The following is a 15,651-nucleotide window of genomic DNA, read 5'->3' as shown; positions in this document are numbered from 1 at the left end:
CACAGACGTAACAGTTTATTTCAAACGCCGCCGCGCGATACCCTTCTCAGGCGAACTCGATGATCACCGCATCGACGGCGAGACTGTCGCCGGGCTGCGCCGCGATCTTCTTCACCTTGCCGTCGCGCTCGGCCTTCAAGATGTTTTCCATCTTCATGGCTTCGACGACCGCCAGATTGTCTCCAGCTTTCACGTCCTGTCCCTCGGTAACATTCACCGCCTTGACGAGACCTGGCATCGGGCAAAGCAGGAATTTCGACATATCGGCCGGGACTTTTATCGGCATCAGCGCCGCCAGCTCGGCTTCGCGCTGCGTATAGACGTAAGTCGCAGCTTGGATGCCGCGATAGGACAGCGTCAAACCGTTGGGAATCGGACGAACTTGAACCGCAACGTCGGCGGCATCGACCGTTCCGACCCACACCGGTTCGCCCGGCCACCATTCCGACGTGATCTCCATCGTCTTCGCCGGTTGCCCATCCTTGTCGAGGATCGACACGTAATAAGGACCCGGAATGGCGCCGAGAGCCTCAAGCTCGACCGTCGCGGACCCAATCTTCACGACTCGCCGCTTTGCGAATCGGACGCCAAGGCCCGACATCTGGTCGGTGATGTCGCGGCGGCGCGCATTGCTAAGGTGGTCGATCGCCCCGGCCACCGCGGCGAGCGTGACCAAATGCTGGCCTTCCGGCTCACGCGGCACGAACCCGTCGGGGAACTCGTCCTTGATGAAGGCCGTCGAAATATTCCCTGACCGCCAGCGCGGATGCTGCATCACGGCTGAAACGAACGGCACGTTGTGCTGGATTCCGTCAATATAAAAGGCGTCGAGTGCCGCCGATTGCGCGTCGATGGCTTCGAGCCGGGTCGGCGCATGGGTCACGAGCTTGGCGATCATCGGGTCGTAGTACATCGAGATTTCGCCGCCCTCGAAGACGCCGGTGTCGTTTCGTACCGTCACGCCGTCCTTCGTCCCCTCGGCTGGCGGCCGGTACTTAACCAGGCGACCGATCGACGGCAGGAAGTTCCGGAATGGATCTTCAGCGTACACGCGGCTCTCGACGGCCCAGCCCGTCAGCTTGATGTCGGACTGCTTGAACGGCAGCTTTTCGCCCGCCGCCACGCGGATCATCTGCTCGACGAGATCAACGCCGGTCACGAGCTCCGTTACCGGATGCTCCACCTGCAGACGGGTGTTCATTTCGAGGAAATAGAACGAGCGGTCCTGCCCGGCGACGAACTCTACGGTACCGGCACTGTCGTAACCGACCGCCTTGGCGAGCGCGACTGACTGCTCGCCCATCGCCTTGCGGGTCTTCTCATCGAGCAGCGGCGACGGCGCTTCTTCCAAAACTTTCTGGTTGCGACGCTGGATCGAGCATTCGCGCTCGCCGAGATAGACGACGTTGCCGTGCTTGTCGCCTAACACCTGAATTTCGATGTGGCGCGGATTTTCAATGAACTTTTCGACGAAGCAGCGGTCATCGCCGAACGACGACTTCGCTTCGGAGCGTGCGAGTTCGAAGCCCTCGGCCGCTTCCTTCGCGTCATAGGCGATGCGCATGCCCTTGCCGCCGCCGCCCGCCGACGCCTTGATCATCACGGGGTAGCCGATTTCGTTGGCGATCTGGACCGCGTGCTTGCTGTCCTTGATCTCGCCCAGGTAGCCGGGAACCGTCGAAACTTTGGCCTCAGCGGCCGCCTTCTTACTCTCGATCTTGTCGCCCATGGCCGCAATGGCGCGCGCGTTCGGCCCGATGAAGACGATGCCGTTCTTCTGCAGCGCCAACGGGAATGCTTCGCGCTCAGAGAGGAAGCCATAGCCCGGATGAACGGCCTCGGCCCCCGTCGCCTTGCAGGCCTCGATGATCTTGTCCATCACCAGATAAGACTCTGCCGCAGGCGCGGCGCCGATGTAAACGGCTTCATCGGCCATCTCGACATGCAGCGCGTCCCGGTCGGCGTCCGAATAAACCGCGACGGTCTTGATGCCCATCTTGCGGGCAGTTTTGATGACGCGGCAGGCGATCTCACCACGATTGGCAATCAATATTTTCTTGAACATCGGTGCGTCCCGGTCCTTCCCGTCAATCTTTTGGCTGCCTCAGCTTGTCGCAAGGCAACATGCCGTTCTAGAGCGTGTGCAAGGCCGCGTAAACACGCCGTTCGCACCACGTGTGCCAGGGCATCTGCGATCAGCTGCCGCACAGCGAAAGCCGCCCGCGAGGAGACCCGCCGGCGGCTCGAAAGTAACTATGGATGTGCAGCGTTTTCGCTAGGCCGCCTGCCCCAGCCGGCAAACCGCCTCGGTGATCGTCGGATGAATGCGCGGGCTCTCGTGATTTAAGTACGAGATGAGCGCCCGTTCGCTCGGCGTCAGTCTACCGTCGCGCCCGAGCCGTCCAACGAGCCAGAGCGGGTCCACCTCGGCGATCGGCTCATTCGTGATGATCTCGATGCGTTGATGTTCGAGCCGCGCCAACGCCCGTTCTTCCAGACTCTGGTCATGATAGGCGTCTTGCATCGAGGAAAGGTTCGCGTGAACCATGGCGAGCAAAGAGAATAGGATCGACGTCTGGCCGTCATCGTCGTCCAAATCCGCTTCCTGCCGGAGCGCCTCCTCGCGGGTCGGAACCGAATAGCCCGATGCCGACATCATGACGTTGGCGATGGCCTTGACGAAAAGATCGGTCCAAAGAGCATTAGGCGGCGATCCCGCCACGGCTTCATCGATATCGAACAGAACGTCGGCTTCGATCCGCGTCACGGCGACGTGACCGTCTCCCCCGAAGGCATAAAGAATGCGACGGAGAAGATCGACTTCGCATTCGCTGATCCTGCCCGCGGCCACGGACTTGCCGTGACGCAGCGGACCATGCCCGGTGATGACCGCGTGTTTGACCTGCTCGAGCACGAACTTCGACAGGCTCGCCGGCGCCCAGCGCGCCTTGCCGAGCACGGTGAGTACGAGATCGATCTCGGCCTTGGACTTGATCTTGCCGTCGCTTGTGACGCGATTGACCAGCCAGTTCGCGTTCGCAGCGGTCAGATATCCCCGCGGCGGCTCCTGAATAATGAGAAAGTCGGTGATCGCCTCGACGAAGAAATCAGCCCAGTCGGCATGCTGCACCATGCAACCGCGGTGCAGAGAAAACAGCAAGTCGGCCTCATCCGACGAGGTGACGCCATCTTCGTAGAAGGCACGCTTCAAATAGAGCATGTCGTCAAACTCGATCGCTTGCCGCTCCAGAATGTCGTCAATCGGCAGCGACCTCAAACCGCCCATCGATAGCCCCCTAACGCCACGCCCAATACGTATGAAGGGTAAGCAACGATGTTTAATTGCGTCTTAAAAGACGTAGGAAAATGGAAGAAGAAATCCGTGCATTTTCCGATGCGTGGCAACCGAGCCGCAGAACACTTGAATATCGGGACCGCAGCTCGACGCCGCGGCCCCGCTAGACCCTCCGTGCTCCCGCATGCGCAGAGGGAATGGAAATTCCACGCATAGGAGTTGTCTACGCATCAGCATGAATGCTTGCTGAAGGGAAACTGAATTCCCTCCTAAATCGACACCGTAAGGCAACAGTCCATCTTGATAAGTGAGAAGGCCCGTTCGGAGGGGGGATCCGAACGGGCGGTCGCTAACCGTGCGAGCGGTGTGGGTCGCAACGCCGGTCAAGTCGCAGGACACAACCGAACCCAGCCGATGAACGGCGAAATCCGGCGACGCATCCGATGGCCGTGAGGACGAAGCGAAACTTGTTCGCTTCCCCATGGTCAATAACAAGAACGGCTGTTCATGCTGCTTCCGTCGCCGCCGCCTCGGATTGCATTAAAAAATGCCGAACTACGGCACCCTTAGGCCGCGAGTTGCGCGACGAGGCGCATCCGTGTCTCCGGCAACGTCTGGCCTCTCGGCTGCAAAAGATGCTTCTCTATGAAATATCCCGTGAGCGCGAAGCCGAGATTCACGTCTTGCGCCGTGACCGGTCCCGACCTCTGCTTCGTCAGAAACTGCGGAAGCCCCAAAAGCTTGTCGCGATAAGGCTCTCCTGCCGACGCCGAAACGGCGCGCCCGGATTTAGGCGAAACATAGATAAGCTGATCGTTGACGCCAGTCGCCGCGCACTGGCTGAGATCGAGGCCGAACCCCAACTCATCGAGGAGAGCCAGCTCCCACCTGACGAGCAGCGCGGGCCAGACCGTCGCGTCGTTCAAAAAACCCAAAACGAATAGAGTAATTTCGTAGAGATTGGGGTGGGGATCGCGTTCGGGCAGCAGCCCGGTCAAGGTCGTTATGGTGGATAACGCCATCAGCGCTTGGGCGTCGTCCAGCGTTTCGGCAGCGAAGGCGCGCCGCATCTCGACGCTCATCGAGCCGAGCTGATCCGCAAGCCGCGCCTTCCAAGCCGCATCGACGTGATTTCCGGCCTGAAGGATCGGACGCAAGCGCCTCGATCGGCCACCATGCACAAGCCCCATGTGCCGGCCGTGGGCGCGCGTCCACAAATCGACGACCGCGGTCGTCTCACCGTGCGGTCTTACCGAAAGAACGATGCCTTCATCCGTCCACTGCATGGGGCTTCATAGCAGGCGACTCACGATTTGGGAAAACGCAGGCCCATTTCGCGGTACCGCTCAGGATCGCTTTCCCAGTTTTCGCGAACTTTGACGAACAGGAACAGATGAACGCGGTGCCCCGCCATTTCCTCTATCGCGTGCCGCGCCGTGCTCGAAATCTTCTTGATCGTCTCGCCGCCTTTGCCGAGCACGATTTTCTTCTGCCCGTCGCGCTCGACATAAATCGTCTGCTCGACGCGCGCCGAACCGTCCTTCAGACTTTTCCAGTCCGTCGTTTCAACGGTCGTGGTGTAGGGAAGTTCCTGATGCAGAAAGCGATAGACGCTCTCACGCGTCATCTCCGCAGCCTGCGTCCGCATCGGCACATCCGTGACGTCGTCTTCCGAATAGTGCCAAGGTCCCTTGGGCACGAGGCCCGCGAGATAGGTCCGCAAATCCTTGATGCCCTGGCCCTCAAGTGCCGAGATCATGAAGATGCGGTTCGGTGAAAGACGCTCCTCGAGGTCCTTGGCGAGTTCCAAAAGCTTCGGCTTGTCGTCGACCCTGTCGATCTTGTTCAGCACCACGATCTTAGGCATACGCGCACCCTTCAAGCGCTCGATGATGCCGTCGACATCGTCGCCGAAGTGCGTCGCGGCATCGAGCACCAACAGCACCGCATCGGCATCTTCCAGGCCGCCCCAAGCAGCTTCGACCATGGCCCGGTCGAGCCGGCGCTTCGGATTGAAAATGCCGGCCGTATCGATGAAAACGATCTGGCTGTCGCCTTCCATCGCGATGCCCCGGATGGGCGCACGCGTCGTCTGAACCTTATGCGAGACGATGGCGATCTTGGCACCGACGAGCGCGTTGACCAGCGTCGACTTGCCGGCATTCGTCGGACCGATGATCGCGACGAACCCGCACCGCCGATTGTCGTCCGTCGCCGGTTCCTTTGGCTCGTTGCTCTCAGACATCGCCGACATGTGCTCCAACACCTTCGCGCGTAAGCAGTGCGCTTGCCGCCGCCTGCTCCGCAATGCGCTTCGAAGCGCCTTCGCCTTGCGCCGGCGCCCTGCCCGAGATCAGCACCTCGGCCGTGAAGCGCGGCGCGTGATCCGGACCGTTACGGGCAACGACGGTATAGCGCGGCAGCGCCAGACCTTGCCCTTGCGCCCATTCCTGCAACGCCGATTTCGCATCCACGGCAACTTCGGGCACCGGCTCGGATTGATCCTGCCAGAGTTTGCTGACGACCGTCCGAGCCTTCTCGAAGCCGCCATCGATGAAGACGGCGCCGAGCAGCGCCTCCGCGGCATCGGCCAGAATCGTCGTCTTATTCCGTCCGCCGCTGTCGGCCTCGCTTTCCGACAGAATGAGATGATCGCCGAGGCCGATGTTACGCGCCACCTTAGCGCAGGCTTCGCCCCGGACAAGACGATTATACCGCCGCGCCAGTTCGCCCTCGTTCGCTTCAGGGTATTGCTTATTCAGCGCTTCCGCGATCGCGAGGCCCAGGACGCGGTCTCCGATGAATTCGAGGCGCTCGTTGTCCGACCGAGCGACCCTGCCGCCGCGCACGCTGGCATGCGTGAGCGCACGTTCGAGCAAGCCGGAGTCCTTGAACTTGTATCCGAGCTTCGTCTCGAGGTCTTTGAACTTGCGTGGTCTTAACATGGCGCAAATGCCGCTTCGCGGTCACCGCACGAGAGTGAAGAACCTGGTCCAGCGAATGTCAAATGGCCAAGTCCAAGGCGCCCACCAGTGCATTGCGTCGGGTCCGTCGACCTTAGCGGAAAAAAAGATGATTTCCGCCCGCCCGATGAAATTCTCATAAGGAACAAACCCGACCGCGCTCCGCACCCGGCTGTCCGTCGAGTTATCGCGATTATCACCCATCATGAAATAATGGTCCGGCGGCACCTTGTAGACGCCAGTATTATCGTACGGACCATTGGGATCGCTATCGAGAACCTTATACTTCACACCATTCGGCAGGGTTTCCTCGAACACCGGTATCGTCCGCTCGTGCCCCTCTTCCCAGGTCGTGAATTCGCCCGCGGGCACCTTCGGAACGCCGACCCCGTTAATGAAGACCTGACCGTCTTTCATCTGGATTTCGTCGCCCGGCAGGCCCATCACGCGCTTGATGTAGTCAGTAGAGTTGTCGCGCGGCAGCTTGAAAACCGCGACATCGCCGCGCTTCGGCGGCGCTCCCCAAATGCGGCCCGAGAACAAATCCGGGCTGAAGGGAAACGAGAACCGGCTATAGCCGTAAGACAGCTTCGAGACGAAAAGGTAATCGCCGATCAGCAGCGTTTCCTTCATCGATCCCGATGGAATGTTGAACGGCTGATAGAAGAAAACCCGGACAAACATCGCAATAGCGAGTGCTTCGACGACGATGATGATGGTTTCTGACCAACTCGATCTCGACGTCTTCGTACCAACACTCATCCGTGGCTCCTCTGCGCCGCCGACCGGCGTAGGCCGGGGCTCGCTGCGATTTAGCGGTCCGCTATAGCGAGTTTGGCCTGATGCCGCAACGACGGGCATAAACCTGACAAAAAGGTAAGGAAAACAGCGACTCGGTCGCAGTCGCTCCCCTCAAAAAAAACGAACTGCGAAAGATTTCCCGCCGAAGACGGCTCAACCCGGAAGATCGGCGCTCTCAGGCACCGCTGAAATGATCACGATCGCCTCGGCCATCGGGTATTCGTCGGTGAGCGTGACGTCGATCCGAGCCTTGAAGCCAGCCGGTACCAGCCTCGCGAGATGGCGCGCCGCACCGCCCGTCAAAGCCAGCGTCGGCCGCCCCGAAGGCGCGTTCACGACGCCGCTATCCTTAAGATAGACGCCGGCGCGAAACCCCGTGCCCAGCGCCTTGCTGGCAGCTTCTTTCGCAGCGAAGCGCTTGGCAAAGGTCCGGGCAGAGTGCGCGCGCGAAAACGCCTTGCGCCGCTCTTCCGCCGTGAACACGCGCTCCAGAAACCGATCCCCGAAACGCGCTATCGTCTTCTCGATCCGGCGGATATCGCAAAGGTCGTTGCCGATACCGAGGATCATTTCGCGCGCCGCACGGGAACTGGAGAGGGAACCGGCATCGTTTCTCGCGCTTCGTCCATCAGCACGCGCATGCGCCGAACGGCCATCGGCAGGCCACCAAAAATCGCCTCTCCGACCAGGAAATGACCGATATTAAGCTCGACGATTTCCGGAATCGCCGCGATGGGCTTTACAGTGTTGTAGGTCAGTCCGTGCCCGGCATGGACTTCGAGACCGGCTGCGGCTGCTGCCGTCGCTGCCTTCCTGTGACGCTCCAACTCGCGCGCAACGCCCGCCGCATCGTGTTCGAGCGCGAGATTGCAATAGCGGCCGGTGTGCAGCTCGACGATATCCGCTCCAACGTTCGCCGCCGCCTCGATGGTCTTTAAATCGGGTTCGATGAAAAGCGATACCCGAATGCCTGCGTCCTTGAGCTTGGCAATGAAAGGCTTCAGCGTCTTCACCGCCCCCTGAACCTCAAGGCCACCCTCCGTCGTGCGTTCTTGTCGCCGCTCGGGAACGAGGCAGCACGCATTCGGCACATGCCGCAACGCGATCTGCTGCATTTCCTTCGTCGTCGCCATTTCGAGGTTGAGCGGACGCGTCAGCTCGCTTTTGAGCCGCGTGATGTCGGTGTCGGAGATATGCCGGCGGTCTTCGCGTAGATGCGCCGTGATCCCGTCCGCGCCTCCCTCGATCGCGAGATGAGCGGCGCGCAGCGGATCGGGATGCATGCCGCCACGCGCGTTTCGCAGCGTCGCGACGTGGTCGATATTGACACCGAGACGCAATGCGCGAACGGACATCGGTGCGAAGCTGCCTTCAGGGGGCTTGCGGGTAATGGCCACGTTCTGTGCCACCGATTGCTAAGGGGTTTGCCGGACTGTTGGGAAAGTCGCGCGGAAAAGTTTACCCGACGTTGTGAAGTCGTTGAAAAAGGCGCACCGCGCGCCGCGTAGGATAGTAGCTGAAGACGGCTGCAATCAAGCCGACGAGAACTCCTCCGACCATCATAGGTTCGGCGATGGGTGAAAGATTGTCGACCGCGGCACCGAGCGTTTCGGGCGACGGCGCCATCAACGTGGCGCCAAGCACGTTTGCGGTCTCGCTCAGATGGTTGGCGGCATACGTCGGATCTTGCCCAAGCAACAGCGCCCCCGAAACATAGGACGCCGCCCAGATTGCGGGCCAGCTCAGCGGATTACCGACGAAGGTGCCGAGCACGGCGGCGGGCATGCTAACGCGGAATCCGAACGCCAAGGCGCACGCGAGGATTGTCTGGACCCCGAGAAACGGCGTACACGCCGTGAACACGCCGATGGCGAATCCCAATGCGACCTCGTGGGGTGTCGCCCGCACCTGAAGAAGCCGCCGCCAGAAATAGCGAAGCCTCGACCGCAGCCGAACCGCATTGAACGGCCAGTGGCTCGCACGAGCTTCAAGCGCTATATGCTTTTCGTCCAAACGTTATGATCCTAGTGGCCTTAAGACGCGAAATGATCGCGCGCTGTGCACCATAGCTTACTCGAAAAGCCGTTCCACCCTTGCGACGGACGGCTTCGCTCTGAGCCCGGCAATGATGTGGTTCAAATGCACCAGATCAAAAACCTCAAGTTCTATGTTCATCACCGTGAAGTCTGCGGCATGTCGGGCCATTTTGATATTGTCGATATTGCCGCCGGTCTCACCGATCACTTTGGCAATCTCGGCCAACGATCCCGGCGCGTTAACGGCAGTTACGCTGATTCTTGCCGGAAAGCGCTGCGGCCGTTCCGGATCCACGTCCCAAGTGACATCGATCCAATGCTCCTCCTCGTACTCTTTCAAGCGCGGAGAATGGATCTGGAAAACGCGAATGCCCTCACCCGGCGCCATCACGCCGACGATGCGATCGCCCGGAACCGCTCCACCTGGCTCGAATGCAACGGGTAGTTCCTGGCTCGGACCGCCGATCGACACCGCGGTCATGCTGTCGATCTCGGACGTGCGGAATTTGAGGCTCGTGACCTTATCGATATTGAACCAACCGTCCTGCTCGCGCGCGCGGCCGAAACGTCGCGTCGGCTTATAACCATCATCGAGAGTCTGGCCGTGAGGCAGAATGGCGCCGAGCACGTCCGGAAGCTTGACGTCATCCCGGCCGACGGCTGCAAGCAGATCGTCCGCCGTCTTGAAGCCGACTTTGGGCGCCGCCGCTCTAACCTTTTCCTCCGAATAGTCGACGTCAATCCCAGCGAGCGTCGACTGAACGAGTTGCCGCCCAAGCTCGATAAAGCGCCGGCGCTCCGCTTCTCGCGCCGCCCGCCGTATCGCCGACCTCGCGCGCCCCGTCACGGCAAACGCTTCCCAGGCGGCCGGGCGGACATGGCCCTTCGATGTTTCGATCACGACCTCGTCGCCATTGCGCAGATGCGTATCGATCGGAACGTGTCGCCCGTTGATATAGGCGGCAACCGCCTCGTTTCCGATGTCGGTATGGACCGCGTAAGCAAAATCGAGCGGCGTCGCGCCACGCGGCAGCGCAATGAGGCGCCCTTTCGGCGTGAAGCAGAAGACCTGATCGTGGAACAGCTCAAGCTTCGTGTGCTCAAGAAACTCCTCCGGATTCGCCGCTTCCAGCAATGAGCCAATCATGGTCCGTAGACGCCCATAAGGGCTGTCGTCGGACTCATCGTCCGGCTCAGCATCGTGGCCGTTCACGAGCCCCTGCTGTTTGTCCTTATAGAGAGAATGTGCCGCAACGCCGTATTCGGCGATGTGCTGCATCTCGTGGGTGCGAATCTGCAATTCCACGCGCTGATGGCGCGGCCCATAAACGGTGGTGTGGATCGACTGATAATTGTTTCGCTTCGGCGCGGAGATGTAATCCTTGAAGCGGCCGGGCACCGTACCCCAGGTCGTGTGTACGATGCCGAGGGCCCGATAGCAGTCCTCGATCGAGCCGACGATCACGCGGAACGCGTAGATATCTGAAAGCTGCTCGAGGCTGATCTGCTTGTGCTCCATCTTACTCCAGATGGAATACGGCTTTTTCTCTCGCCCGTATGTCTCCGCCTTGATCCCGGAATCAGCGCATTTGCGCGCGATCGCTTGGCGAATTTCCTCGACGAGACCCCGGTTGCGCTCGCGCATATCCGCGAGCCTTTCCGTGAGCGCCTCATAGGCTTCCGGATGCAGCCAGCGAAAAGCGTGATCTTCGAGTTCCTCTCGCAGCGCCTGCATGCCCATCATGCCGGCCAGCGGCGCATAGATATCCCGCGTCTCTTCCGAGTTCCGCCGACGACTCTCAGGCTTCATATGCTCGAGCGTTCGCATGTTGTGCAGACGGTCCGCGAGCTTGACGAGAAGCACGCGAATATCGCTCGAAATGGCGATGAGGAGTTTGCGGAAACTTTCCGCCTGCTCGGCTTTTTTAGAAACGAGATCGAGGCGCTTGATCTTCGTCAGCCCGTCGACGAGGCCGCCGATCTCAGGTCCGAACATCTGATCGATCTCGGAGCGAGTGGCGTCGGTATCTTCGATGACGTCGTGCAACAGCGCAGTCGCGATGGTCGCGTCGTCGAGTTTCAGGTCCGTCAGGATCGCGGCGACTTCGAGGGGATGGGAAAAATACGGCGCGCCGGACGCGCGCTTCTGGTTGCCATGCGCCTTCATGGCATAGACGTAGGCGCGATTGAGCAGCGCCTCGTCAGCATTTGGATCGTATTTCAGAACCCGTTCGACGAGTTCGTATTGCCGCATCATGACCCGCCGCACTCCTTCTGGGCGCAAGCGTAACCGAAGACGCAGGACGGATTAAAGTGGAACAGCCCGAGCTTGATGTCGCGAGCGGTTTGTTCCCACCGGCTCAGCGAGACCGGTCGCGCGGGTCGCGATCCCGCTCGCGGGGACCGCCACCTGACCCGATATTGGCCGAAGGCTCCAACGGCGTCATGCTCTCCAATCCGCGGAGAAGCTGTTCTTCCGTCATCACATCGACCTGCGTATCGGAGGAAAGGTCGTCTCGGCCAAGCATCGGGGCACGCCGTTCCGGCGGCAGGAGCGGCGCCGCGACGGCCTCCGGCTCATCGACTTCCGTATTCTTCTGAATGGACGAGATCAGCGTTTCGCGCATATCGTCAGGCGAGAGCGTGCGCTCAGCGATTTCGCGCAGCGCGACGACGGGGTTCTTATCGTTGTCCGCCGATATCGTGATTGCGCTACCATTCGTAATCGCGCGAGCCCGGTGAGCGGCGAGAAGCACCAGCTCAAACCGGTTTGGAATCTTGTCGACGCAATCTTCGACGGTAACGCGAGCCATGGGTTGGACCTTCCCTTGGAGGAATTAGACACAAAAAAGGGGCATTGAGGGCGCAAACAAGGGTTCGAGACAGCCTTTCAGCGCCAAGTTGATGCCTCTTTGCCACGTTCAACACGATTAAGCAAGCCGCTGGAACAGAGAAATCCACTGCGAGCTATTCCATCATTCGGAAAAAGCTTGCCAGATCGTTATATAGACTATTTGTCACAATTGTTGACTGACGGTCACTTCTGTTACCCCTTGAAACGATAGGGTTCTACGCCGTAGATACATTTACGAAGAGAGTAGATTTTCCCTTAAGCTTAAGTCCTTGTAGTCTTTAGCGAAGTGGTTTTCTCAACGATCCTCCCGGCGTCATTTCTGTACGTCGTTTAGTGGGAATTCTGCCTAGGAAACGCCAATGCATTTTTATCCGACCGAGCGCATCGCGCTCTTCATCGACGGCGCCAATCTTTACGCTACCGCAAAGTCGTTGGGATTTGACATCGACTACAAGCGGTTGCTCGGCGTCTTCCGCCAAAAAGGACAGCTCGTCCGGGCACTCTATTATACCGCGCTCGCCGAGGAGCAGGAATATTCGTCGATCCGTCCGCTCATCGACTGGTTGGACTACAACGGCTTCTCGATGGTGACGAAGCCCACCAAAGAATTCACCGACGCCACCGGCCGCCGGAAAGTCAAAGGCAACATGGACATTGAGCTGGCCGTTGATGCCATGCGTTTGTCGGACAGCCTCGATCACATCGTCATTTTCTCAGGAGACGGCGATTTCCGCAGCCTCGTCGCCGCCCTTCAACAGAAGGGCAAGCGCGTGAGCGTGATTTCGACGCTTCAGACGCAGCCTCCGATGGTCGCCGACGAGTTGCGCCGCCAAGCGGACCAGTTCGTTGACCTCGCCGACCTCGAAGACCAGGTCGGTCGGTCGCCGGGTGGTGCCGGGGGAAGCGGCGGCCGCACGCCGCGTGAAGGCGGTCGCAGCCATTCGGCTCGCGGACCACTTACGGTCGCGCGGGACGCCACCTACCAAGGCGATGACGATCTCGCGGAAGAAGAGATCTGAGCGGACTGGCGTCAACAAGAGCACGGGTAGATGGGCGCCGCCGCGGTCGAATTGACACTTGGCCCTGAAGCTCCGCCGAAGTGCTCGCGTTGCCCGCGTCTCGTTGCCTATCGCGCCGAAAACGAGCGCCAGGAACCCCAGTGGTTCAACGGTGCCGTGCCGTCGTTCGGTGCCTTAGACTCTAGTGTGCTCATCGTCGGCCTCGCCCCAGGGCGCAATGGTGCCAACCGAACAGGACGGCCATTTACCGGCGATTACGCTGGCGTTCTCCTCTACGACACGCTCCTCCGTTACGGTTTCGCGAAAGGCGAATATCACGCTCGCCCCGACGACGGCCTTAAGCTGCGCAACTGCATGATCACCAATGCCGTGCGTTGCGTGCCGCCGGAAAACAAACCTGAGCCAAAGGAAATCGCCAACTGCCGCCCCTACTTCGCAGCGCGGCTGGCGAGCCTTCCGAAACTCAAGATCATTCTGGCGCTCGGCCGTATCGCGCACGACCAGACGCTGACCACGCTGGCGAAGCGGAAAGCCCTTTATCCGTTCGCACACGGTACCCGTCACGAGCTTGCGCCGAACCTCGTGCTTTACGACAGCTTCCACTGCTCGCGCTACAATACCAACACCGGTCGGCTGACGACCGAGATGTTCCACTCCGTCTTCGAAGCGATCAGGCGAGAGTTGCGGTAAGCGATTGCAGCAGCGAGCGGGCGTGCTCCGCAGGAGCGTCGACCGGGTAAATGACGCGATAGATGACGCCGTTCCGGGTGATCATCGTCAACCGCGAGAGATACGTCACCCCGTCGGTTTCAAAGCGCGGCAGATCGAGCGCATCGGCAAACACAAGTTTTTCGTCGCTCAAGAGCAAATAAGGAATACCGGCGCGCGCTGAAAATGCGTGCTGGGCTTCGGCTGATTGCCCACTTATGCCAAAGACTTCGTAGCCCAGCAGTTCGAACTCGCCATAAGCATCGCGAAAACCTTCGGCCTCCGGCGTCGAGCCGTGCGCGCCCGGGATCACATCCCAGTCCGGCGGATTGGGAACACCGGGCATGCCCGTCATCGGATAGACAAAGACGATCGCCCGCTCCTGATAACGTGCGAGATTGACACTTGCTCCGCGTGTCGCGGTGAGCGCTACGTCGGGAAGCCGCGTCCCGGCAAGCAGATGCTTTGCCGCGCCATCGTCGATCGGTAGGGGCCAAGCCAAATTTGCTTCCATGGCGCGCACTCCAGTCGTTGCCGCTAGACCGCCGAATGACCCGAAGGCACGCGACCTCAACCCTTCTCACGCATGAGACGAGCCTTCTGCCGGTTCCAATCGCGCTTGGCGGCGTCTTGCCGTTTGTCCGAATGGTTCTTGCCTTCGGCAAGACCAATCTTGATTTTGACTCGGCCCTTCTCGTTGAAGTAAAGCTCAAGTGGCACCAGCGTCATGCCCTTCCGCTCGACTGCGATGCCGATCTTATGGATCTCGCTCGCGTGCATCAGCAGCCGGCGTTTCCGGCGTGGCTCATGCGGAAAGAGCGCCGCTCCGGGATATTCCGCGATGTAGCTGTTGATCAGCCAAACGCCATTATCTTCGACCGAAGCGTAGCTCTCAGCGATGTTCGATTGGCCACGCCGAAGCGACTTCACCTCGGAACCTAGAAGCTCGACACCCGCTTCCCAGCTATCCGTGATGAAATATTCATGCCGCGCTTTGCGGTTCTCGGCGACCAGCGTGCTGCCGTCGTCGCGTTTCGTAGCCATAAATCAGTGCTTTCCGGCAATCGTCACTCGGCGGCTTTCGCGCTCACGAGATCGAGGTCGCTAAGAACCTTGTCGATCGCCCGGCGCGACGCCTCGGTGAGCGGCACCATCGGCAGACGCATATCCGCCGTTCCGAAGCCCAGCCGCGACACGGCATACTTCACTGGCGCCGGATTGGTCTCGATGAAAAGAACTTCGTAGAGCGGCATCAGCCGATCTTGAATAGCAAGCGCCTTCTTGAAATCGCCCGCCATGCATGCGTTCTGGAGCTCCGAACACAGTCGCGGCGCGACGTTCGATGCGACGGAAATACATCCCGCCCCGCCGTGCGCCATGAAGCCAAGCGCAGTCGCGTCCTCGCCCGAGAGCTGACAGAACTCCGGTCCAAGCGCCACGCGCGTCTGTGCCGGTCGCGCAAGATTGGCCGTCGCATCCTTGACGCCGACAATGTTCTTCAGTTCGTAGCACCGCGCCATCGTCGCGACCGACATGTCGACGACCGAACGCCCCGGAATGTTGTAGATGATGATCGGAATATTGATCGCGTCGTTGATCGCCTTGAAGTGCTGATAAAGCCCCTCCTGGTTCGGCTTGTTGTAGTAGGGCGTCACGATCAAAACCGCGTCGGCGCCGACTTTCTCCGCATATTGCGAAAGCTCGACAGCTTCGTCGGTCGAGTTCGAACCCGTGCCCGCGATCACCGGAATGCGCTTCTTGGACGTTGCGACCGCAAGCTCAATGACGCGCGTGTGCTCCTCATAATCGAGTGTTGGGCTCTCTCCCGTCGTTCCGACCGGCACGATACCGTGAGTACCTTCGGAAATCTGCCACTCGATGAAACGGGTAAAGGCGGCTTCATCCACCTTCCCGTTGCGAAACGGCGTAACAAGCGCCGTAATTGAACCTCTGAACATGCGTTCGCCTTAACTTG

At 60.1% G+C, this 15,651-nt stretch carries 16 protein-coding genes; 2 read left to right on the top strand and 14 right to left on the bottom strand.

The features are described 5' to 3' along the window. Positions 1 to 46: 46 nt before the first annotated feature. The 11 genes from WC811_RS04995 to rpoZ all read right to left on the bottom strand — a co-directional run bounded on the left by WC811_RS04995 (position 47) and on the right by rpoZ (position 11,908). A complete protein-coding gene (locus tag WC811_RS04995; protein WP_372641587.1) occupies positions 47 to 2,065 on the bottom strand; it encodes an acetyl-CoA carboxylase biotin carboxylase subunit in 2,019 nt (672 codons plus the stop codon). 210 nt (positions 2,066 to 2,275) lie between these two features. Further along, a complete protein-coding gene (locus WC811_RS04990; protein WP_372641585.1) occupies positions 2,276 to 3,286 on the bottom strand; it encodes a hypothetical protein in 1,011 nt (336 codons plus the stop codon). Between the two features lie 575 nt (positions 3,287 to 3,861). Then, a complete protein-coding gene (gene recO, locus WC811_RS04985) occupies positions 3,862 to 4,581 on the bottom strand; it encodes a DNA repair protein RecO (RefSeq protein ID WP_372641583.1) in 720 nt (239 codons plus the stop codon). Between the two features lie 20 nt (positions 4,582 to 4,601). Beyond that, a complete protein-coding gene (era, locus tag WC811_RS04980; RefSeq protein ID WP_372641581.1) occupies positions 4,602 to 5,540 on the bottom strand; it encodes a GTPase Era in 939 nt (312 codons plus the stop codon). Then, positions 5,533 to 6,240, bottom strand: a complete 708-nt coding sequence (gene rnc / locus WC811_RS04975; RefSeq protein WP_372641579.1) for a ribonuclease III — start codon at positions 6,238 to 6,240, stop codon at positions 5,533 to 5,535. Before rnc ends, era begins: the two co-directional genes overlap by 8 nt. A 21-nt stretch (positions 6,241 to 6,261) precedes the next feature. Next, positions 6,262 to 7,020 carry a signal peptidase I gene (gene lepB / locus WC811_RS04970; RefSeq protein ID WP_372641577.1) on the bottom strand — a complete coding sequence of 253 codons (759 nt, stop codon included), beginning with the start codon at positions 7,018 to 7,020 and terminating at the stop codon, positions 6,262 to 6,264. Positions 7,021 to 7,212: 192 nt separating this feature from the next. After that, positions 7,213 to 7,629, bottom strand: a complete 417-nt coding sequence (gene acpS, locus WC811_RS04965) for a holo-ACP synthase (protein ID WP_372641575.1) — start codon at positions 7,627 to 7,629, stop codon at positions 7,213 to 7,215. Then, complete coding sequence (locus tag WC811_RS04960; protein ID WP_372641764.1) at positions 7,626 to 8,414, bottom strand: pyridoxine 5'-phosphate synthase; 789 nt, start codon at positions 8,412 to 8,414, stop codon at positions 7,626 to 7,628. The genes acpS and WC811_RS04960 overlap by 4 nt, the downstream gene beginning before the upstream one ends. A 103-nt stretch (positions 8,415 to 8,517) precedes the next feature. Beyond that, a complete protein-coding gene (locus WC811_RS04955) occupies positions 8,518 to 9,072 on the bottom strand; it encodes a DUF2062 domain-containing protein (RefSeq protein ID WP_372641573.1) in 555 nt (184 codons plus the stop codon). A gap of 57 nt (positions 9,073 to 9,129) precedes the next feature. Then, entirely contained in the window at positions 9,130 to 11,352 is a 2,223-nt protein-coding gene (locus tag WC811_RS04950; RefSeq protein ID WP_372641571.1) for a bifunctional (p)ppGpp synthetase/guanosine-3',5'-bis(diphosphate) 3'-pyrophosphohydrolase, read from the bottom strand. A 103-nt stretch (positions 11,353 to 11,455) separates the two neighbouring features. After that, positions 11,456 to 11,908, bottom strand: a complete 453-nt coding sequence (gene rpoZ, locus WC811_RS04945; protein WP_372641570.1) for a DNA-directed RNA polymerase subunit omega — start codon at positions 11,906 to 11,908, stop codon at positions 11,456 to 11,458. A gap of 400 nt (positions 11,909 to 12,308) precedes the next feature. Here rpoZ and WC811_RS04940 point away from each other — a divergent pair, with 400 nt between their 5' ends. Beyond that, complete coding sequence (locus WC811_RS04940) at positions 12,309 to 12,968, top strand: NYN domain-containing protein (protein ID WP_372641568.1); 660 nt, start codon at positions 12,309 to 12,311, stop codon at positions 12,966 to 12,968. 30 nt (positions 12,969 to 12,998) lie between these two features. Further along, on the top strand, positions 12,999 to 13,658 hold the full coding sequence (locus tag WC811_RS04935) for a uracil-DNA glycosylase (RefSeq protein ID WP_372641566.1): 660 nt from the start codon (positions 12,999 to 13,001) through the stop codon (positions 13,656 to 13,658). Here the strand turns inward: WC811_RS04935 and WC811_RS04930 are convergent. From WC811_RS04930 to dapA, 3 genes are read right to left on the bottom strand one after another with little or no spacing between them, the layout of a single operon-like run. After that, positions 13,639 to 14,190 (bottom strand): peroxiredoxin, encoded by a 552-nt coding sequence (locus tag WC811_RS04930; RefSeq protein WP_372641564.1) that lies wholly within the window; start codon positions 14,188 to 14,190, stop codon positions 13,639 to 13,641. The genes WC811_RS04935 and WC811_RS04930 overlap by 20 nt on opposite strands. Positions 14,191 to 14,246: 56 nt before the next feature. Then, positions 14,247 to 14,720 (bottom strand): SsrA-binding protein SmpB, encoded by a 474-nt coding sequence (gene smpB, locus WC811_RS04925; protein WP_372641562.1) that lies wholly within the window; start codon positions 14,718 to 14,720, stop codon positions 14,247 to 14,249. Positions 14,721 to 14,743: 23 nt separating this feature from the next. Continuing rightward, on the bottom strand, positions 14,744 to 15,634 hold the full coding sequence (gene dapA / locus WC811_RS04920) for a 4-hydroxy-tetrahydrodipicolinate synthase (RefSeq protein WP_372641560.1): 891 nt from the start codon (positions 15,632 to 15,634) through the stop codon (positions 14,744 to 14,746). Between the last annotated feature and the right edge of the window lie 17 nt (positions 15,635 to 15,651).

This window comes from Hyphomicrobium sp. (assembly GCF_041659645.1).
Lineage (GTDB): Bacteria > Pseudomonadota > Alphaproteobacteria > Rhizobiales > Hyphomicrobiaceae > Hyphomicrobium_B.
Note: the sequence above shows the minus strand (reverse complement) of the source record. Positions and strands in the feature narration are given on the sequence as shown.